Origin of the sequence: Colwellia sp. M166 (assembly GCF_024585285.1) — a bacterium.
Taxonomy (GTDB): Bacteria; Pseudomonadota; Gammaproteobacteria; order Enterobacterales; family Alteromonadaceae; genus Cognaticolwellia.
In genome coordinates this window covers 3,560,869-3,581,954 of the sequence record NZ_CP040755.1, presented here as the reverse complement: position 1 = coordinate 3,581,954, position 21,086 = coordinate 3,560,869, and the positions used below count along the sequence as shown (strand labels likewise).

The window sequence follows — 21,086 nt, the reverse complement described above, 5'->3', positions numbered from 1 at the left end:
CTTACACCACTCTCTATTTGCTTAAGTCAATGACTTGCGCTAAGTCGTCTAATTTCATTTGTAATGCCGGGTTACTGCCTTCGCTTGCTTCATCAATTGCTGCTTGATAGGCAGTACGAGCCAATTCCGACTTACCTTGTTTAAAATAAATATCGCCCTTCACTTCTTCAACGTCAGCATTAAATGAAGCTGGTAATTTTGCTGATAATGTCGCTAACGCTTGTTGGTATTTCTCTAACTGTAACTGCACTCGCGCCAAACGTACTGTCGCAATGGCTTTAATGCCATCATCAACAGATTTGGCAATTGCTGTGGTTAAATAAGTTTCAGCTTGTGCCCAATCTTGTGTTTCCGCAGCTTCTTTTGCTAAAGCAATAGCCGTTAGCATGCTATAAGTTGAATTTTCGTTCTCAGCAATAAAAGTCTCACCTGCAGCTGCAAAAGCAGCGCCATCTAACGACGCCTCTTCAAGCATAGTTTGGTAAGCCTCTGAAGCATTCACTTCTTGTTGCAGTTTGTGGTCATTGTAGTAATTAAGACCTATAAAGCCTGCAAAACCAATGGCTAAACCTGCGATAATCGCATTACCATTATTACTCCAAAACGTTTTGATTGCTTCGACTTGTTGTTCTTCTGTTTGATGTATATCCAAAACTAACCCTTAAAGTAAATTTGTTAAAAGACTTGGCACTTGCTCAAGTGGCAAACTTTGTTGTTCTTGTTGTCCACGCAGATATTTTACCGTTACCATATTTTGAGCTATTTCATCTTCACCAAGAATCAATGCAATTTGGGCTCCCGATTTATCCGCACGCTTCATTTGTTTTTTCATATTGCCGCCACCACAATGGCTTTGTAAGCGAATGTCAGGCACTTGATCTCGCCATTGTTCTGCTAAGCCGTTAGCGGTAATTTCAACGTCAGTGCCGAGCATAATAACGTAAGCATCAACTTGTGCTCTAATATTATTTGCTTTTTCCAAACTGGTTAGCATCAGCACTAAGCGCTCAATACCCAAAGCAAAGCCAAAACCTGGCGTTGACTTACCACCAAGTTGCTCAACTAAACCATCATAACGGCCACCAGCGCAGATAGTACCTTGTGCCCCCAAGCTAGACGTTACCCATTCAAAGACAGTGCGATTGTAATAATCTAAACCGCGTACTAAGCGGTCATTGACCACATACTTGACGCCTGCAGCGTCTAAACGCTGACATACTGAAGCAAAATGAGCACTCGATTCTTCACCAAAATAATCGGCTAATTTAGGTGCACCTATCAATGCTGCTTGCACATCAGGGTTTTTACTATCTAAAACCCTCAGTGGGTTGGTGTGCATACGACGTTTACTATCTTCATCTAAAAGCTGTTCTTTTTCAGTTAGAAACGCGACTAAGGCATCACGATATTGGGCTCGTTCTTCGTTCGAACCTAAAGAATTTAGCTCTAGTGTGACAAATTCATTGATGCCAAGTTCCCGCCAAAGTCGAGAAGTTAACAAAATGATTTCAGCGTCAATATCCGGTGTCGCAATACCAAAGGCTTCTAAGCCAAATTGGTGAAATTGACGATAACGCCCCTTTTGTGGACGCTCATGACGAAACATAGGCCCCATATACCACAAGCGTTGCTCTTGGTTATAAAGTAAGCCATGTTGATTACCTGCACGTACACAACTTGCCGTTCCCTCTGGGCGTAGGGTTAAACTATCACCATTACGGTCTTCAAAGGTGTACATTTCCTTTTCAACTATATCGGTTACTTCACCAATAGAGCGTTTAAATAAGGCTGTAGACTCAACGATCGGCATACGTATTTCAGCAAAACCATAATTACTAGCTACTCGGCGCAATACAGTTTCTACCATTTGCCAAATACCTGTTTCAGAAGGTAGGCAGTCGTTCATACCTCTAATTGCTTGAATTGCTTTACTCACGTAGTTTTTCCCGCATGTTTATCTATTCAGTAATTTATTCATTGCTTTAACAAAGAATAACTTTATTGTTCATATTTTTTTATCGCGTGCATTATAGGCAGTTTGCTGTCAAACGTAAATAACAGCAAAGCCTACGACCGAGTTAATGATGATTATTCGACTTCTTTTATCTCAATCTTATTACTGGCATCTAATAACTTGGCTTTAGCACGTATACGCTGCTCAAGTTGGTCAACAAGGTTATTATTATCAAAACGCTCTTTTTGACGGATACCATCAAGGTAATAGCCACTTTTTTTACTGCTGCCGGTTAAACCGAGATCAGAAACGATTGCTTCCCCCGGACCGTTAACGATACAGCCAATGATAGATACATCCATCGGCGTCATAATGTCTTCAATGCGCTGCTCTAGTGCATTTACCGTCGAGATAACATCGAACTCTTGACGAGAGCAGCTTGGACACGCAATAAGATTAATACCACGACTGCGCAATTTTAATGATTTTAAAATATCAAAACCAACTTTAATTTCTTCGATAGGATCAGCAGCCAATGAAATACGCAAGGTATCTCCAATGCCTTCTGCTAATAATAACCCTAGGCCTACCGATGATTTAACAGAGCCAGAGCGTAAGCCGCCAGCTTCAGTAATGCCTAAATGCAAAGGATTATCTATTTGCTTCGCCAGTAAACGGTAGGCGCCAACAGCAAGAAATACATCAGAAGCTTTGACGCTGACTTTAAATTCATGAAAATTTAAACGATCAAGAATATCAACATGACGCATCGCCGACTCTAACAAAGCTTCCGGTGTCGGTTCACGGTAGCGTTCTTGAATATCTTTTTCTAAAGAGCCGCCATTAACACCGATTCTAATCGGAATATTGTTATCACGCGCGCACTCAACCACCGAGCGAACTCTGTCTTCACGGCCGATATTGCCGGGGTTAATCCGCAAACAATCAACACCGTACTCCGCTACCTTTAAAGCAATACGGTAGTCAAAATGAATATCAGCAACTAACGGAATATTGGTTTGGCGCTTTATTTCACGAAAAGCTTCAGCAGCGTCCATTGTCGGTACACTGACTCGAACAATATCAGCACCAACAGCTTCAAGAGCTTTAATTTGTCCGACAGTTGCCGCAACATCTGTGGTCAAGGTATTAGTCATTGACTGGACAGTAATAGGGGCATCGCCGCCAACAGGTACATTACCCACCATGATCTGACGGGATTTTCGACGAATAATAGGAGATTCTTTAAACATAATAAAAATTCAATATTGTTACGTTAATTAAACGGGATGTTACCGTATTAAGGCGCTAGTGGTAATGAAAACTTGGCAATATTTCCGGCGTTAAAAGTCGTCATATCAACCGAAACGTCATTGTAATCTATTTGCACCAATTCAGGCTTACCTAAGGTAACAGAAAATGGCGCTTGACCAGAAATACGCATAATATAACCTGATTTTTTAACGCCCCAAGCAATTCTTTCACCTGTAGCATCATAAATATTAACCCAACAATCACCAGAAAAAGTAAACACCACATCCGCTAAAGGTACGGTTAATTCATCATCATTAGCCATTATTTCATTATCAGAGACTACTTGAAGCGTAGTTGACGCTTCAACTACTGGGGATTGTTCAGCGTTAAGCGGTTCAATTGTGACCTTAACACTATCATCTACTGTTGTTGGTAGAGTGCTTGCTGGCGCTGTCACAGTGTCTATAGTATTGTCGAGTGCATTCGCTAAAGTTTCTTGCTGCTCAGTACTAACTTCATTATTTAGCTCAATTGCACTGGCACTATCAGATAAGTTGCTGGGCTCAGTGTTATTATTATCTGCCACTGCTAATTCAGCCGTTTCAGTTAATATCGGCTCTGGCTGTTCTGAAGGTGATTGCAACCACCAAACTACCGTTGCCGTCACTAGAATGGCTAAAATAAGATAAGAAATCCACATTAGCATATTGTGCTCAGCTTGTTTTTCAGTACCTTTAGAAAAGCTTTGCATTTCAGCACATTGACGCTGTGAACCCCCCAGTTGGTCATAACTATTCAAGATATCTTCTTGGGAAATATTAACTAGCTTAGCGTAACTTTTTAAATAGCCACGGTTGAAGGCCGAAGGTAAGCTAAGATCAAATTGCTCAACTTCAATGTTTTCAACGAGTGATATTCTAAAGTTTAATTTGTCTGCCACTTGCTGCTGGCTTAAGCCCTTAATTTTTCGTGCTTCTTTAAGCATACGACCAGGGCCAACAATTTCAATATCATCAGATATTTCTGATAATTGCTCTTCTTCATTTTTCAATATTATATGCTCTTGCTTCATCAAGCGTTACTCTTAGTGTTTCGCAGCTAATTTAGGGTCTGCGAGATAAAGTACATCACCGATTTTTAAAATATAAGGACTACGCAGCTTATTCCAGCGTTTTAACCTATTCACCGCAATATTGTGTTGTTTAGCAACAGTAAATAAACTATCGCCTTGTTCCACAGTATGAATAGGTAATGACACCATAGTTGGTTTATTGTTTTCTCTAGCTATTTTTTCTTGCGATTCAAGCTTTTGTTTCACTGTTGGCATAACTGAATTTACCATCATTGGCTTGAGGCCTTGACTACTCAAGTCTGATTTTTCTGAAATCGCGACAACTTTCGGTGACAATACCACAACGCGCTTTTTCTTTGTTGTCTTTTTACCATTAGCAAGTGAATCTCGGTATTGTTCAGCTAGTTTGTCAGCATCAAGCCGATATAGTTCATTTAAAATGTATTGCTTTGCCTCAAAAGAATGAGGAAACATTTTTACCAGCATATTGCCATAATTTTCAGCAATAGCTTTGTTGCCCTGTTTGGTAAATATTTTAAAGGCTAAGGCTAATGCCTCGGCACTAAAACGACGCGTTGATTTTTCATAGCGATATAAATAGCTTTGTGCTGACGTATAGTTACTTTTCGCGTATTGTAGACGCATCATTTGATATAACGAACTTGCGCTATTGGGACTATGCGCAATGGCTTTTTCAAGATATATTTCCGCTTTATTAAACTGTTTAGCTTTGAGCTGACATAGTGCTAAATTTTCATAACTTTGTGCAACTAAGATATAGCTAGGGATCGCTATAGCTTTTAAGATCTGTTGTTCGGCAGCAGCATATTTTTCTTGGCGACACAAAAATACACCATAATTATTCAAGGTATCGGCATCATCACTATTAAGGCTTAAAGCATGCTCAAAAGCCTCTATCGCTAAATCAGCTTCTCCAACCGTTTCATAATAATGAGCGAATGCTGTGTGCACTTGCACTAAATTAGGCGCAAAACGTTTAGCTTTCGCTAAATTGAGTTTCGCCTGCTGAGTATTGCCCATTTTTAAATAGCCTAAGCCGAGAGAAATTCGGGTCATGGCTATTTCATTATTACTTGCTTCATTTTCAATTAACGGAGTACTTTTATCATGGCCATAATTTTGCGTCACACAAGCGGTTAAACTCATCGTACTTAGCAACACGATAAAAATCGTTGATAATTTTGCCATCATAAAAGTGTCGTCACTTAGTCAGTAATGATTTAACGTTGGAATTAAACCATTTTTACTGAAATTGATTCAGCTTTCACCTCTTTTTTTCCTGTTCGCTTAGTTCTATCTAAAACATCACCCGCTAACTGTCCACATGCGGCATCAATATCATCACCACGCGTGCGGCGAGTGATCACTGTCAGGCCGTAGCTTTGCAGTACTTTATCGAAACGGTCGATACGTGAATTACTTGAACGAGTGTAAGGTGACCCCGGATAAGGATTAAATGGGATCAAATTGATTTTACTCGGTAAATCTTTCAAAGCATGAGCTAATTCATGTGCTTGTTCAGTACTATCGTTAACATGGTCAAGCATGACATATTCAATGGTTGCCTGTTTATTAGCTTTTGAACCCTCAATATAACGCCCCGCAGCGGCTAAAAACTCTTCTAGCGGATATTTTTTATTTATTGGCACTAATTCATCACGTAACTTATTGTTTGGCGCATGAATTGATATTGCTAACGCACAATCAATTTTTTCTTTTAGCATATCAAGCGCAGGTACTACGCCAGAAGTACTAACCGTAACACGACGCTTTGACAGACCATAACCTAAATCATTTAACATAGTATCTAATGCAGGAATAAGGTTTTTCATATTCAGTAACGGCTCACCCATCCCCATCATAACAATGTTGGTAATTGGACGAGTACCGGCAATACGAGTGGCACCAATATCATTAGCAACTCGCCATACTTGGCCAATAATTTCAGCCATTGAGAGGTTACGGTTGAAACCTTGTTGCGCAGTTGAACAGAAAGTACACTCTAAAGCACAACCCACTTGCGATGAAACACAAAGGGTTGCGCGACCATTTTCAGGGATCCACACCGTTTCAACTTCCTGACCACCTTCTAAACGTAGAGCATATTTAATCGTGCCATCGTTTGACACTTGTTTTTCAGAAATTTCAGGCGCTTTAATTTCAGTATCACGTTGTAACTTCTCACGTAACTTTTTATTCAGGTTAGTCATCAAGTCAAAGTCATCATAACCAAAGTGATACATCCATTTCATAATTTGATCGGCACGAAATGGCTTTTCGCCGATGGAAGCAAAATATTCCCTCATTCCTTGATGGTCAAGGTTCAGTAAATTAATTTTATGCTTTACAGGGGTTACTACTTCGGTTACATCACTCATGATAAAAAGTTTCTCAACACTACAAAATTACAGAATAAATTGTACGCTTTTTGCGCAAAACAAACAATTTAGTGGATCTATTTCAAACCTTAAAAAAGTTTAAACTAAATAAAAGTCAATGTTCTCAGTAGTCTGTGCTCTGCAAAAACATTCAATTTTCTATAGCCTTAAAATAGACAAAAGGATTTTACCGATTAACGGTAAAATCCTTCAAATTAATTCTTAAACAATACTAAGCAACCTGTTGTGCAGATAGCTTATGATATAAGCTTTAAAATTAACGAGTACGTGGACAGATTTCTTCATCAGCGAAGAAGTATGCAATTTCACGTGCTGCTGATTCTAAAGCGTCAGAGCCGTGAGCTGCATTTTCGTCGATTGAGTCAGCAAGATCGGCACGGATAGTACCAGCAAGTGCTTCAGCAGGGTTAGTAGCACCCATGATTTCACGGTTTTTAAGAACAGCGTTTTCGCCTTCTAAAACTTGTACCATTACTGGGCCAGAAGTCATGAATTCAACTAAAGCGCCGAAGAAAGGACGTTCGCTGTGCTCAGCGTAAAAACCTTCTGCTTTTTCTTTTGATAAGTGAATCATTTTAGAAGCAACGATTTTTAAACCAGCAGTTTCAAAACGGTTATAGATTTGACCGATAAAGTTTTTAGCAACTGCGTCAGGTTTTACGATAGAAAAAGTACGTTCGATAGCCATGATAGCCCTCTCAATAAAATTAGAATTAAATACGGTATAAATTTTGGCGCGATTATAGACGAATTAAAAGCAAATGCCTAGGCTTATCACTTTTCATCAGCACAGTAATAATTTGAGGGATTTTCTTAACTAGGGCCGCTGCCACTGATGATATTGCATTAAAGCCTAAAAGCAGCTTGACCATTGTTGCTTCAGTAAAACATAAAACGCCCATCAAGATGGGCGTTTTGCAGTCGACACTATTATGTTAAAGCCATTGGCTCATGGCTTAAATACTAATGCGGCGGTACTGACGATATTGCGGTGTCCAAAAGTTAGCCTCAATCTTCTCTGCTAATTGTTCATCAGAAAGTGGCAACGCATGCCCTTGCTCATAAGCAACTTTAGCAACAGCAAAAGCTATTCTTTTACTTAGGCCGGCAATTTCAACTAATGGTGGTAGCAACTCTCCCTTGGCGGTATTCGCCAAAGGTGAAGCTTGTGCTAACATTTCACTTGCGGCCATTAACATTTTATCAGTGATACGAGCTATATTGGCAGAAACTACCCCTAAGCCGATACCAGGGAAAACATAACTATTGTTGCACTGGGCGATAGGAAAAAGTTCGCCTTTATATTCAACAGCTTCAAACGGGCTGCCGGTAGCAATAATAACCTCACCTTCAGTCCAGTTAATAACCTGTTCTGGCGTTGCTTCGACTTGACGACTTGGATTACTCAGTGGGAATATTATAGGTCTAGCACAATGCGACTTCATCGCTTTGATGACTTCCTCAGTGAATAAGCCAGGCACGCCAGAAACACCGATTAAAATCGTTGGTTTTGCGCCGTGCATGACTTCTAACAACGAAGCGTATTCACCGGCGGCATTCCATGTTGCAGTGGCAGACTGTTTTTGTGCCAGTTTCGCTTGAAAGTCACGTAAACCCGTCATACCTTCAGTTAATAAACCGAAACGGTCGATCATAAATATTTGGCTGCGAGCTTGTTGTTCAGAAATTCCTTCACTAACCATTTGTGCAATAATTTGTTCGGCAATACCGCAACCGGCAGAGCCTGCGCCAACAAAGGCAACTCGTTGTGCTGACAATGGTACATTTTTGGTGCGACAAGCCGCTAATAACGTGCCAACCGTTACTGACGCTGTGCCTTGAATATCATCGTTAAAACAACATATTTCATCACGGTAACGGTTTAGTAATGGTGTGGCATTAGGTTGCGCAAAATCTTCAAACTGCAATAACACATGTGGCCAACGACGTTTAACAGCATTGATAAACATTGCTAAAAACTCATCGTACTTTTCTTGCTCAATACGAGGATGGCGCCAGCCCATATACATAGGATCGTTTAACAGTTTTTCATTATTGGTACCAACATCAAGCATAACCGGCAAAGTATATGCTGGGCTAATACCACCACAAGCCGTATAAAGCGAGAGCTTACCAATTGGAATGCCCATACCGCCAATACCTTGATCGCCTAAACCCAGAATACGCTCACCATCGGTAACGACGATAACTTTAACTTTATTTTTCGTGGCATTACGCAAAATGTCATCAAGCTGATGACGTTGGTCATAAGAAACAAACAAACCTCGTGAACTACGATAAATATCAGAAAATTGTTCACAAGCATCACCAACGGTTGGGGTATAAATAATTGGCATCATTTCAGCCAGGTGCGCTTGCACTAACTTAAAAAATAAAGTTTCATTATTATCATGAATCGCACGTAAATATATGTGTTTATTCAAGTTAGTATCAAAAGTACGATACTGCATATAAGCACGTTCAACTTGCTCATCGATACTTTCAAAACGCGGCGGTAACAAGCCGGTTAAATTAAAATGTGAGCGTTCCTCTTCACTAAATGCACTACCTTTATTGAGTAGAGGTGTTTCTAATAAGCTAGGACCCGCATATGGGATATATAATGGACGTTGATTAGTTTCAGATGTCATAGTTGAAGTATATTCTTTATATTTTTAGTGAATGGTGAAAATTCACCACAATAATAATCGAGCGCATATTATAGCCAAATATCGGCTTTTGAAAAGTGATATAGATTAATCATTCAACATTAATCTGCTCTAAATAAAATAGAAGAGAAATTTAATCCGCTTCTGATATCCAAGCCAACTGAATTGCTTCAAGTACCCGTTCACCACAATGCTTGGGATCATCATCAAAGTTTTCTAATGCCAAAACCCATTGCATTAATTCAGGAAAATGTAATGTCATAGGATCGACATCAGGATGCTCTTCGATCAGGTCGAGTGCAATATCAAGTGAATCAGTCCAGCGATAACTCATGGTCTACCTCTTTTTGTTTATCTAATTAGTGAATGATCAAACCAAACCAAAGTGCATCAGCAGCTAACATCAAAATTAACCAAAAAATGATCATTCTAGCTTTACGGCAAAACTGACAATCGGTATGCCACCATTGTTTAAACGATGATTTATTCACAGCAATTACTTAACTTAAAATTTATATGGAACAGTATAATAGTATATTTGTCATTAGGTTATTCATTAAGCAAAAAATAATGATACTAAATGAGTATAATAATACCAAGTCTATTAAGTTTGTTCACTGAGTGGGAAGAAACTTAGTAGAATTGGTATAAATCATTCTAAACTTACTAGGACTGGAAACCAATCAATGTCACCGATAAAATTCACGGCCAATGAAAAGTCATTGTTAATCGACAAATTACAACGCTATTTTCTGAAAGAACTAGAGCAAGAATTGGAGCAATTTGATGCTGATTTTTTACTTGATTTCTTTACTAAGGAATTAGGTGCCGTTTATTACAACCGTGGCTTGTATGACGCCCAAGCCTTAATGTCAGAAAAACTTGAATTAATTTCTGAACAAATTGTTGAGTTAGAGTTACCAATTACTTAACATCGCTTGAGTATAAAAAGCTAACTCAAGACTAAATTATTTGATATATGGCAAAGTAATTATTCTTGATTGCTTTATGATCGCCACAATATAAACACCTAAGGTTGCAGCTATGATGCAAATTACCGATTTAAAAAAAGAACAACAAATAACGCCGCTATTTAGATTAGGTTTTCGGCCTTTCTTTTTGGCTGGCGCACTTTTTAGTGTTATCGCTATTTTCTTATGGATTATGCTGTATCGAGGAGCTTTAGACATTCAACCTTTAGGTGGCGGCTACTGGTGGCATATTCACGAAATGATTTTTGGTTTTGGCTGTGCCATCATTGCAGGTTTTCTGTTAACAGCCGTACAAAATTGGACTGGACTTCCGGGTGTTAAAGGTAAGCTTTTAGCGGCTTTATTTCTCCTCTGGTTATTAGGCCGAGTGAGTTTATTGTTACCCAATATCTTTGGCCCAGCCCTAAGCACAGTAATAGATTTAGCATTTTTACCTTGTGTTGCTTTTATCTTGGCAAAACCAATATTAGCGATTAAACAATATCGCAATTTATTTTTTGTGCCTTTGTTAACTATTTTCACTCTCGCTAATGCAGAAATGCACGCCAGCATTTATTATCCGGCATCAATCTCTACGCAATATGCTGGTTATGCTGGTGTTATGTTAATTACCTTACTGATCTCGGTTATGGTTGGCCGCGTAGTGCCTATGTTTACCGCCAATGGCACAAAAACCACAAAAACTACGCCACTGCCTTGGCTTGATAAGTTAACTAATGGTTCACTGGCTTTGCTCACCATACTACTGCTATTACATCCGATCATTGGCGTAAATAACTTTTATATCGGTATTATTTTAATCTTCGCCGGTATTTTTCAAGCTATCCGTTGGCTGAGATGGCGCCCTTGGATAACCCTAGGCGTGCCACTACTATGGTCATTACACTTTTCAATTAAAGCGCTGGCTTTTGGCTTAACATTACTCGGTTTCAGTTATTTAATACCTGAAATACCGAGCAATCATATTTGGCATTTAATCACTATTGGTGGCATTGGCGGTGTTATTCTCGCGATGATTTCGCGCGTATCATTAGGTCATACAGGTAGAACTTTACAGCCCCCAATGCTGATGTCACTGGCTTTTGCTGCCATGGTACTAGCCAGCTTAATCAGAAGTTTTGGCCCTTGGGGCTTGCCAGAAAAAACCATGATATTTATCGATATCAGTGGTTTGCTTTGGCTGATCAGCTTCGGATTATTTGTTATCTTCTATGGTCCAATGCTGTTAAAGTCTCGCGCTGATGGCCGCCCAGGATAAACGTTTGGCACGCTCATTAATGACCATAACCAAGTTTTAATTTCTTCAATATTAACGTCTTTACAGTCCACACTGTTAAGACGTTAATATTTCAATTCGATATTCTCCAAAATATCCAAAAATGCCATCGACCCATTGACAGCTTTACGATAAGCTTGGCAAAATTTTTCTAATGAGTCTCTTCCATGCGAGCTGTATTTTTAGATTATCAAACCTTTAGCCAATCCTTAGATTTATCAACTATTAATCAGGTAGTCAGTAACCTTAACCTACACGCAACAACATCTCCCTCACAAGTCGTGCAACATAGTGCTAATGCAGAAATTATATTAACTAACAAAGTAGAACTAAGCCGTGAAACATTAAGTCAGCTACCTGATTTAAAACTAATATGTGTCACCGCTACCGGCATTAATAATGTCGATATTGCAGCAGCGAAAGCACTCGGTATAGCGGTGACTAATGTCAGTGGTTATGCAAAAAATACCCTTGTCCAATATATTTTTGCTCAGTTACTGGCTCACTTTAGTCAAATTGAGCATCACAACCGCAATACCCAACAGGGTTTATGGCAGAAAAGTGAGACCTTTTGTCTGCACGGTAATGGCAGTATCGAACTAGCAGGCAAGTCTATCGCTATTATTGGTTACGGGGCTTTGGGACAAAAAGTTGCCGATATTGCTAAAGCTTTTGACATGACGGTACTGATTGCAGAAAGACCTGGTGCTACAACGATTAGACCTGAGCGAATGGCGTTTTTAGCCGCTATCGAGCAAGCAGATATTATCAGCTTACATTGCCCGCAAACGCCAGAAACACAAGGTATGTTTAATGCGGAGTTATTTGCTCGTATGAAAACAAGCGCGATACTGATTAATACCGCACGCGGTGCTTTAATTAATAACCAAGATTTGCTCAGTGCCTTAAATAACGATGAAATTGCCTGCGCGATTTTAGATGTACTTGAACAAGAGCCACCACCAAAAGATCATATACTTTTAGCTGCGCAGTCACCTAAGTTAAAAATTACCGCTCATATCGCTTGGGCAAGCCAACAAGCACAGCAGGCCTTACTTAATTTGGTCGCCAGGAATATAACGGCATTTAAGCAAGGTGAACACACAAATCGTGTTGATTAATACTGAGTAAAACAACAAGTAGAAGGCCCGTATTTTAAAACCACTGGTCTTTTACTTTCCCATAATGAAAATAGCCCCACTGCCCTACTCGTCGTAATGAACGCGCAAATCGTGTTGATTAAGGCTGAGTAAAGCAACAAGTAGAAGGCCCGTATTTTAAAACCACTGGTCTTTTACTTTACCGTAATGAAAATAGCCCCACTGCCCTACTCGTCGCAATGGAGCAAATGGAAACTTAGGCAAAGCTTTATTGTACAACGGCAAATCAGGTACCGGTTTTTCAGCCACTTTTTCAGCTAAACGCTTGCCCGCTTGTACCGAAAATGAAACGCCACTACCGCAGTAGCCCATGCTGTAAAATACCGACTTTTCATCATTTTGATAAATGTGCGGTAAATCATCTAACGCCATACAAATCCAGCCAGACCAAGCATAACTGTAGTTGATGTTGCTCAGCGCAGGAAAACTGCTTTTGAGTACCGACAGTAGACGTTGTGCGTAATAAGGATCTTCTGCACTTTTGCCGGTGATCGCTCCTCTACCGCCAAACAATATTCTATTATCGGGTAACTTACGGTAATAATACTTCAATGCTCGCGTGTCCATAACCACATTAGAGGTTAAGAAATTACAAGCAGCAAGTTGTGCTTCATTTAATGGTTCAGTAACAATAATTTGTGACAATACTGGCAATGTTCGATCGGTGGTTAAGTCGTGAAAACCTTTTGGCGTATAGCCATTAGTTGCAATAACCACTTTTTGCGCACTAACAATACCATTAGGCGTGTGCAGCTTCTGCTTATTGTCACCTGACAGCCATTGGGTTACTGGAGAAGCACAATGTACTTTCGCGCCAGCTTGACGGGCTAATTTTTGATAGCCCCAAGCCAGTTTTAAAGGATTTAAACCAAAACCGTCTTGATAACGAATCGCGCCATAAGCATTGCGGTCATCCATATATTGTTGACGTACTTCAGCTTGTGAAAGAATTTCAACGTCATAACCAAACATTTTCTGTTGAAGCTTGGCCAACTCAACCAGCTCTTTCAATTTATTAGGCTTATGCGCAACCTTGATATAACCAGCACTCTGGCGATCGCAGTCGATGCCTTCGCCGATCAAGCTATTTACCGTGTCGACACCTGCCGCCATTTCCTGATAAATACCGCGCATCACTTCTTCGCCCCATTGCTTAGCCATTTGGCCATAGGACTTGCGACCGGAAGATTTCAAAATAAAACCGGCATTACGCCCACTACAACCCCAGGCAGTTTGATTAGCTTCTAAAACATGCGCTTTAATACCATGTTCTCGAGCCAAATGCAGCGCACAAGATAATCCGGTATAGCCTGCACCAATAATGGCGACATCAACATCAATATCACCGCTAACCGCACCATCGTGTTCTGGTGCGACTCCGGAAACATTTGCCCAGTAACTTTCAGGATACTTTTCATTACAACCTGGCGATAAATCGTGCAAAGGATCGTACATTTTCACTTCCAAAATTAGCTAACACAACAAGGTTAATTTTAATAACTGACACACTTAAAGTATCTCAGAAAAAACAGTACAATGCTGCAATAACTAATTCAATAAAAACAACTTTATGGGCATAACGCTTAACTATCAACAATTAACCCCGGCCGACTTTGACCAGGTTATTCACTTAGCAACTACAGTGCACGGTGAAGGCTATATTGATCAAACCAGCATGCAAGCTTGGTATGAAAAAGGTTTGAAAAACAACATCAACGCAGGTTTTGTTGTTTACCATAATGAAAAGCTAGTCGGCTTTCGCATTACCTACGCGGCACAGCAATGGCAAATAGATCAATGGTGTACAACCCAATTATGGTCAGTAGCCCCTGAGCAAGTGTGTTATTTTAAATGTAATACGGTTGACGAAGATTATCGTGGTCATGGTATTGGCGGCGAACTACTGCAACGCTCAATTACCGCAGCAAAACAACAAGGCGCCATTGCTGGCGTTAGTCATTTATGGAAACAAAGCCCAGGCAATAGCGCGGTAAAATATTTTACAAAATGCGGCGGCATACTCATTAAAGAGCATCCGGACCGATGGCATGAATTGAGTTTAGCGGGTTACGACTGTCCGATATGTCATTTTAATTGTCACTGTGAAGCGGCTGAAATGATGGTTATGTTTGACTGATTAAGTGAATTAATGCCTGAGTGACTAACTGACTAACTGACTAACATTGCTGATTAATCTATCCATTCATCTGCACTTACCTATTCTATTTATTGGCTATTAAAATCGTTAATAGCCAATAAACCTTCAGTCCTGATTAGTTAACAGTTAGATAATACTTAGATAATAGTTAAGTAACCATTAAGCAATCATTCGACCTCTAGCCAAATAATTTACGTAAAATTGAAGGGTTCGCTCCTACTTTTTTCACCGCTACTGACGAAACTTCCGGTAAAGCATCGAAACTGGATAACGTTGGAAACTGAACCGAAAAGTTACTATGTTCGTAATCGCCAATGGCCGGATTAAAACGATATTCTTTACGCCACAGTGCCAAGTTTTCAGTCACTTGCTTAATAGCATCAACCACAAAAGCCACTTCTTTATCAGACGTCGTCGGATGAAACGAAGCCCGTATCCAACCCGGCTTTTCAGCATAATCACCGGCATCTATTTGCTCAGTAATTTTTGATGACGTGCTTTGATCCACATTTAATAAAATATGACCATAGGTACCAGCACAAGAACAGCCACCGCGAGTTTGTACGCCAAATTTATCGTTCAGCAAGCGCACCACTAAATTATAATGTGCGCTGGGAATGTAAAAAGACACTATGGCTAGACGATCACGAAGTGTAGGTTCAAGCATAACAACCTGCTCATTTTGCGCTAATGCATCCATCACATAATCCGTTATTTCAGCCTCACGTTGACGAATATTTTCCACACCCATTGCATCTTTAAGCTTTATTGCCAAAGCAGTTTTAATACATTGTAAAAACCCCGGTGTACCGCCGTCTTCTCGCATTTCAATGTTATGAAAAAAACTATGCTTGCCCCAAGGATTAGTCCAAGTAACCGTACCGCCACCCGGATGATCTGGCACTTTATTTTTGTACAATGCTTTGTTAAACACCAAAACGCCAGAACTACCAGGTCCGCCCAAAAACTTGTGCGGCGAAAAGTAAATAGCATCTAGCGCTTGCTTTGGATTGCTTGGGTGCATATCAATATCAACATAAGGAGCAGAAGCAGCAAAATCAACAAAACACAGACCACCATGTTGATGCATCAACTCTGCGAGTTGATAATAAGGCGTTTTAATCCCCGTGACATTTGAACAAGCAGAAAATGATCCTATTTTAACCTCTCGATCTTTGTACTTTTCCAGCAGAATAGCTAAGTGATCTAATGAGGGTAAACCATGACTATCAGGCTCAACAATTTCCAGCGTAACATCACATTCGTACCAAGAAGTTTGGTTCGAATGATGTTCCATGTGGGTAATAAAAACCACCGGTCTTTCATGCTCTGCAAATGCGACTTGTGCCTGCATACGTTCAGGAATACGTAAACCCAAAATACGTTGAAATTTATTCACAACAGCGGTCATGCCTGCGCCAGCCGTGATCAAAATATCGTTATCACAAGCGTTTACATGGCGTTTAATAACATGTTGCGCTTCATGATAAGCATGTGTCATCGCACTACCGGTAAGATTTGTCTCGGTATGCGTGTTGGCAACATAAGGCCCAAGTTCATTAGTTAAGTAATCTTCAATCGGTTGATAAAGCCGGCCACTGGCAGTCCAATCAGCATAAATAATATCGAGCGTTTTACCGTTGATTTGATGTTGCAGGTTTTGCCCAATAATGTGCTGACGAAAAGGTAAGAAATAGTTTTCCAATGACATGATGTCAGCTCTTAATGCTCTAGAATAAAAACAGACTAACAGCTATCATTTTTTGAGCAATATAAAACCAACAAATAACCATAAGTAGCAAACTCATTCCAAAAAAGCGATATGCATTAAAAATAACAACCTTTAGCCGTCAATTTTGAACCTGAGATGAAAATACATTTTATTAATCACGATAAATTGAAATATTTTTCTAAAATGCGCTGTTTTTTAGATAATAGTAATACTGATTATCGAAGTAGTGAATTTAGCTCTGCGGAGTGCTTGAGACTAGAAATCACTAGATAAGATTGCCTTATAATGTTCACTTTTGCCAGCAAGGCACTCAGTCAAGTAGTTGAATATCGATATTGGCATCAGAACTAATTTAGAGTGAGTGTCCGTTTAATTTTTGATAACTTAGCCAAGGTGTTTCGAGGACAATTCATCGCGCTACTGTGTGCGTCTGGTTATTATCTCCCGGCTAAAACCTCTAGTTCGTGGGTAGCTGATTGTCAGCACGTAGGGAAAGGCGATAGTGCGTTAACCTACCTTGCTAGATACCTCTATCGTGGGGTGGTGAATGAAAACAACCTACTCTCGATTAAGCATGACCGAGTGACGTTTCAATATAAAGAAAGCAAAACGAAACAGTTTAAAACCATCACCGAGCACGCTACGGCCTTTTTATGGCGAGTACTACAACATGTGCTGCCTAGCGGTTTTCGACGAGCACGCAATTATGGTTTTTTACATGGCAATGCTAACCGTACGTTAAAGCGGTTACAGTTACTGCTTAACGTGGTGTTAGTGCCCAGTGAAACATTACCTAAAAAAGGCGTTTGTTGCCCTAATTGTGCCACTCAAATGACGCTATACCTAATGCGACGAGGTCATCGCGTCATTAGGGGTCATACGATATAAAACAAGGAAGTGCCTAAGCAAAAGGAATTGTTGCGCCCTAAACAGTCACAAAGTGAGGATAATAAATATAAGAAAAAACAAATTGTTGCGTTACTATATTACCAAACTCTGTTTAGTGATAGTAGCTGCGCTTGGCCTGAAAATCACCGCTTAGAGGCACCGCCAACAGACAACCCATCTTAGTTTTATTTATTTACTTATAAAGAGTACGCACCAACACCGGGCTTGTTCAACAACAGGATTAAGTTGCGGCTGCGCGCAACCTATCCTTTATTTATTATGAATACTACCCTCGCAATTGCGACGTTATAGAAGCTTTAATTGATTGCTCATAATCACCAACTAGATCAAGACAAACTTCTTTTGTACAATAAGAAACAAACTTTTGAGGATTGCCTTTCGAGTCCATTGCTGATATCTCATAAAATGTATATGACTTAAATTGACTTTCATTAACAATAACATCGGTTGAGCTTCGTTTAAAGTCGGCGACTAAATCTAAATCATTTAAGCGAAAATCCATGAAATATTTTCCACCTTCTGAATTCTTGCAAGTATAGAGAACCGAAGCCTTTTCTACTAGCAAGTTTGCTTTCGCTTCGCAGTCTATAGATAAAACTAATTTGTCAGGAAGTATTTTTACAACAACTCCTTTTTCTGACTTTGCAGAGGAGTTAAAAGTAATAAGTATTAATATTATGCCTAAAATTTTCATGGAACCATCCTTTGTATTTATAACGCCGTTTTAAGCGGCTAAGTAAAGTTGGCTAAAATGTGAGGAACGAACACAGCCAACTTTATGTGTCCGACTTGAAAACACTTATTAAGTGTACAGGCCACTTACAGTAGCTTTTTAAGCCACCTTGGTTCCTTTCCATTTAAAAAATAATGGATCATAGCAATGGCGGCTTGTGGAAAAATATCACAATCTTTACTTAAAAATTGAAAATATAATGACTCTGTATCAACTGCCTGCTGATCTATATTTTTCATGTGGATAGTTGAATCTCTGGCCTCTTTTAGTTTTTTAAATGCTTCCCAAGGCCTTTTACCTTTTGGCGTAGGGAGTCCTTTAATTTTAGGTAAAATTAAAGATATTTTTTCTTCTGTAGATAACTGTCGTTCAAGTTCAAGAGGAGAAAGAATAACCCTTTTTTTTCTGCGTTTTACTTCTGTTGCCTCTTTAATTTCTCTTGCAATTGTATGGTTACAGAAGACTTCGATAGCTTGGTAAGAAAAGGTTACAGCAATCATGCATTGTTCAAAGTAATTAAACAAACACTCATCACTATCATGATTAACAGCAAGCCCAGAACCTTGAGGGGTAGCGACTTTCCCGTATGCAATTCTAGATTTGAAGTCTTTTGCACTTTTAGCGGCATTTATGGCAATATTTAAAGCCATAGCTGTTGAACTAGGTAGAGTAAAACCTATATTTTGTTTATCTTCTGTTTGAACTAAAGTTGATTGATATATCGGTGTTCCTGCTTTATGAGATGGTCCTCCAGGGTACGCCGCTGGGATATCCTCTTTTATAGTGCCAACAGCTGAAATCCTCCAATCTCCGAATTCATCTTCCATGCTTACTCCGTACACTTAACGAGCCTGTAGAATTACTCGTTTTTATTAAAATTAAATAATGAAAATACTCTAACTGGATTATTTTCTTTTAACAATCAAAAACGTTTACGTTTTTGCCGATTTTAATTTTGCATCGTTAAACATTTATTAATGGTGATGACTAAGTTGTTAATGTAGTTTTTAGGCTATTTTTGTGCTGTGATGTTAGGGTTTTAGGCCCTAATGCAGGCGACTTCTTAACTTTTCAATGTTATGAACAAGGCAATACATTTGCCATTGGGTGTTCACTTTATCTTGCCCGCGCAAGGTGAATTTATTCATGCCTTTGTTGACAGTAATATTGCCAAATATGGGTTCTATTGCGCCTAATCTTTTACTGTATTGCCGTCGCCCAATTGAACTGTCTATTTTTACCTTCATTCGGTCACTGTGACTGATATTTTGCGCTAGGTTTGTTAAGAACTGGACTTGTCGACCGGTTGATTTAGGGGGCTTTCGCATACATTGCCTTTGTAATGGACAAACGCGACAGTCTTTTAAATATCCCGTAAATCGACTGTAGCTTCTGCCATCAGTGATAATGCCCGCACTTTGTCGCCATAGGGGTTTGCCCGCAGGGCAAACACAGGTATTAGTTGTGGGGTCAAAATGAAAACTCTCGCGCGTGAATAATCGAGGCCTGCCTTTACTGCGTTTTAATCGCCGTTTCTCTTGCGCTGTATGATAGGTTTCACTGGTTTTAAAAAGCGGGTTTCGGCTTCTAAATTGTGTATCCGCGATATAACTGTCTAACCCGGTTGTGGCGATATATTCAAGGTTAGCTTCACTATGAAAGCCGCTGTCTGCGGTAAATTTAGCGGTTTCAAAAGCGTTTGGCGTACCGAGTTTTTCTAATTGATGATGAAGTTGTTCTATGGCAGGTTTTAAGGTTTGTTGCTCGCCAACACTGCCCCATGTTTGCGCTTGAAGAATGATTTGATGCCGGTCGTCGTTAATGGCAATACCGTTATAACCTTGAATGGTGCCTTTGCTGGTGGTCATTTTAGCGCTGTCGTTATCGGTAATATTGCTTTTCACGGGTTTACCTCGGCTACCGAGTTTTTCCTGATGAGTAGCCATGAACTCGCTGATTTTACTGGCGCTATTATCAAGTTTCGCTTTTTGCTTTAAGTCATGGCTGACTTCATCACCGCTCATGCCATCTTGTGCTTGATGCCTCGCCAATATACGTTGGCTGGCTTTACGTAATTTCACTTCCTTACGCTTTAGCTCTTCAAACGTGCCACTGTATTCCTTACTCGCGTTTGATTTGATTTTACAACCATCGATAGCAAACATATGGCGACCAATGAGGCCTTCTTTATCACATATCATTAATACTTGGGTAAATAGCGGTTCAATTTGGTCTTTCATCCGCGCGACGAATGCGGCAATCGATGTGTAATGTGGCTGAACATCACCCGATAAACTCATAAAGGTAATGTTGGTTTCACAGGCGTTGGCAATGCGGCGACTACTGATAAAGCCACGAGAATAACCAAAGAGGATTATTTTTAGCATCACGGACGGAGAATAGGCGGCTGCGCCGCCTTTATCGTTACAATACCATTGTTCAAAGCCCGATAAATCAAGATGGTTATCAACAATATGCGCAAGCGCATATTCAAAGGTGCCGGGGATTATTTGCTGTGAAAAATCAATGGGAATGAATTTACTTTGACAGGATAAATCAGGTTTATAGTTAGCCATGTGAATTCACTTTCGCCGGATAATATCTATTAGATCACAGACCAGAATATCGCGCAAGGTTAAAAAACAAACAAATCACAAAATATAAAAAAAGACGTAAAAACGTCTTTTTTGGAGAAATTCTACAGCCTCAACGCCCACTTAAGCGGACAAAAATAGTTGGTTAAAATGTGTAGCGAAG

20 protein-coding genes are annotated in these 21,086 nt (G+C 39.8%); 5 read left to right on the top strand and 15 right to left on the bottom strand.

The genetic code is table 11. From position 1 onward, the window contains the following. Positions 1-13 precede the first annotated feature (13 nt). From FGD67_RS16200 to FGD67_RS16155, 10 genes are all read right to left on the bottom strand, one after another. Positions 14-652: a tetratricopeptide repeat protein gene (locus FGD67_RS16200; RefSeq protein ID WP_257172121.1), complete on the bottom strand. Its 639-nt coding sequence runs from the start codon at positions 650-652 to the stop codon at positions 14-16. A 9-nt stretch (positions 653-661) separates the two neighbouring features. Continuing rightward, complete coding sequence (hisS, locus tag FGD67_RS16195; RefSeq protein ID WP_257172120.1) at positions 662-1,936, bottom strand: histidine--tRNA ligase; 1,275 nt, start codon at positions 1,934-1,936, stop codon at positions 662-664. Positions 1,937-2,088: 152 nt separating this feature from the next. Continuing rightward, positions 2,089-3,207, bottom strand: coding sequence for a flavodoxin-dependent (E)-4-hydroxy-3-methylbut-2-enyl-diphosphate synthase (gene ispG / locus FGD67_RS16190; RefSeq protein ID WP_257172119.1), 1,119 nt, complete (start codon positions 3,205-3,207; stop codon positions 2,089-2,091). A gap of 47 nt (positions 3,208-3,254) precedes the next feature. Then, a complete protein-coding gene (locus FGD67_RS16185; RefSeq protein ID WP_257172118.1) occupies positions 3,255-4,280 on the bottom strand; it encodes a RodZ domain-containing protein in 1,026 nt (341 codons plus the stop codon). Between the two features lie 12 nt (positions 4,281-4,292). Then, positions 4,293-5,492, bottom strand: coding sequence for a type IV pilus biogenesis/stability protein PilW (gene pilW / locus FGD67_RS16180; protein ID WP_257172117.1), 1,200 nt, complete (start codon positions 5,490-5,492; stop codon positions 4,293-4,295). Positions 5,493-5,533: 41 nt separating this feature from the next. Beyond that, on the bottom strand, positions 5,534-6,679 hold the full coding sequence (locus FGD67_RS16175) for a bifunctional tRNA (adenosine(37)-C2)-methyltransferase TrmG/ribosomal RNA large subunit methyltransferase RlmN (protein WP_257172116.1): 1,146 nt from the start codon (positions 6,677-6,679) through the stop codon (positions 5,534-5,536). 277 nt (positions 6,680-6,956) lie between these two features. After that, positions 6,957-7,388, bottom strand: a complete 432-nt coding sequence (gene ndk, locus FGD67_RS16170) for a nucleoside-diphosphate kinase (RefSeq protein WP_126667789.1) — start codon at positions 7,386-7,388, stop codon at positions 6,957-6,959. A 268-nt stretch (positions 7,389-7,656) separates the two neighbouring features. Continuing rightward, on the bottom strand, positions 7,657-9,351 hold the full coding sequence (locus FGD67_RS16165) for an NAD-dependent malic enzyme (protein ID WP_257172115.1): 1,695 nt from the start codon (positions 9,349-9,351) through the stop codon (positions 7,657-7,659). Between the two features lie 151 nt (positions 9,352-9,502). Further along, on the bottom strand, positions 9,503-9,703 hold the full coding sequence (gene iscX / locus FGD67_RS16160; RefSeq protein ID WP_257172114.1) for a Fe-S cluster assembly protein IscX: 201 nt from the start codon (positions 9,701-9,703) through the stop codon (positions 9,503-9,505). Positions 9,704-9,728: 25 nt separating this feature from the next. Further along, positions 9,729-9,860: a hypothetical protein gene (locus FGD67_RS16155; RefSeq protein ID WP_257172113.1), complete on the bottom strand. Its 132-nt coding sequence runs from the start codon at positions 9,858-9,860 to the stop codon at positions 9,729-9,731. 195 nt (positions 9,861-10,055) lie between these two features. Here FGD67_RS16155 and FGD67_RS16150 point away from each other — a divergent pair, with 195 nt between their 5' ends. The 3 genes from FGD67_RS16150 to FGD67_RS16140 all read left to right on the top strand — a co-directional run bounded on the left by FGD67_RS16150 (position 10,056) and on the right by FGD67_RS16140 (position 12,758). Next, entirely contained in the window at positions 10,056-10,301 is a 246-nt protein-coding gene (locus FGD67_RS16150; RefSeq protein WP_257172112.1) for a DUF2164 domain-containing protein, read from the top strand. Between the two features lie 112 nt (positions 10,302-10,413). Beyond that, positions 10,414-11,619 (top strand): NnrS family protein, encoded by a 1,206-nt coding sequence (locus tag FGD67_RS16145; RefSeq protein ID WP_257172111.1) that lies wholly within the window; start codon positions 10,414-10,416, stop codon positions 11,617-11,619. 185 nt (positions 11,620-11,804) lie between these two features. Further along, the gene (locus tag FGD67_RS16140; protein ID WP_257172110.1) at positions 11,805-12,758 is read left to right on the top strand and encodes a D-2-hydroxyacid dehydrogenase; all 954 of its coding nucleotides are present in this window, start codon (positions 11,805-11,807) and stop codon (positions 12,756-12,758) included. 156 nt (positions 12,759-12,914) lie between these two features. Here the strand turns inward: FGD67_RS16140 and FGD67_RS16135 are convergent, their stop codons facing one another. Beyond that, entirely contained in the window at positions 12,915-14,252 is a 1,338-nt protein-coding gene (locus tag FGD67_RS16135) for an FAD-binding oxidoreductase (RefSeq protein ID WP_257172109.1), read from the bottom strand. 115 nt (positions 14,253-14,367) lie between these two features. Here FGD67_RS16135 and FGD67_RS16130 point away from each other — a divergent pair, with 115 nt between their 5' ends. After that, complete coding sequence (locus FGD67_RS16130) at positions 14,368-14,934, top strand: GNAT family N-acetyltransferase (protein ID WP_257172108.1); 567 nt, start codon at positions 14,368-14,370, stop codon at positions 14,932-14,934. A gap of 199 nt (positions 14,935-15,133) precedes the next feature. On the opposite strand, the gene FGD67_RS16125 is transcribed toward FGD67_RS16130, so the two are convergent. Further along, a complete protein-coding gene (locus FGD67_RS16125) occupies positions 15,134-16,666 on the bottom strand; it encodes an aminotransferase class V-fold PLP-dependent enzyme (protein WP_257172107.1) in 1,533 nt (510 codons plus the stop codon). Between the two features lie 378 nt (positions 16,667-17,044). Between FGD67_RS16125 and FGD67_RS16120 the strand changes: the two genes are divergently transcribed. After that, positions 17,045-17,575: a transposase gene (locus FGD67_RS16120; protein ID WP_257172106.1), complete on the top strand. Its 531-nt coding sequence runs from the start codon at positions 17,045-17,047 to the stop codon at positions 17,573-17,575. 286 nt (positions 17,576-17,861) lie between these two features. Here FGD67_RS16120 and FGD67_RS16115 read toward each other — a convergent pair whose 3' ends face one another. From FGD67_RS16115 to FGD67_RS16105, 3 genes are all read right to left on the bottom strand, one after another. After that, a complete protein-coding gene (locus tag FGD67_RS16115) occupies positions 17,862-18,290 on the bottom strand; it encodes a hypothetical protein (protein ID WP_126667777.1) in 429 nt (142 codons plus the stop codon). A 125-nt stretch (positions 18,291-18,415) separates the two neighbouring features. Then, a complete protein-coding gene (locus FGD67_RS16110) occupies positions 18,416-19,156 on the bottom strand; it encodes a hypothetical protein (RefSeq protein ID WP_126667776.1) in 741 nt (246 codons plus the stop codon). Between the two features lie 219 nt (positions 19,157-19,375). After that, complete coding sequence (locus FGD67_RS16105; RefSeq protein ID WP_257172105.1) at positions 19,376-20,905, bottom strand: transposase; 1,530 nt, start codon at positions 20,903-20,905, stop codon at positions 19,376-19,378. Positions 20,906-21,086: the final 181 nt, after the last annotated feature.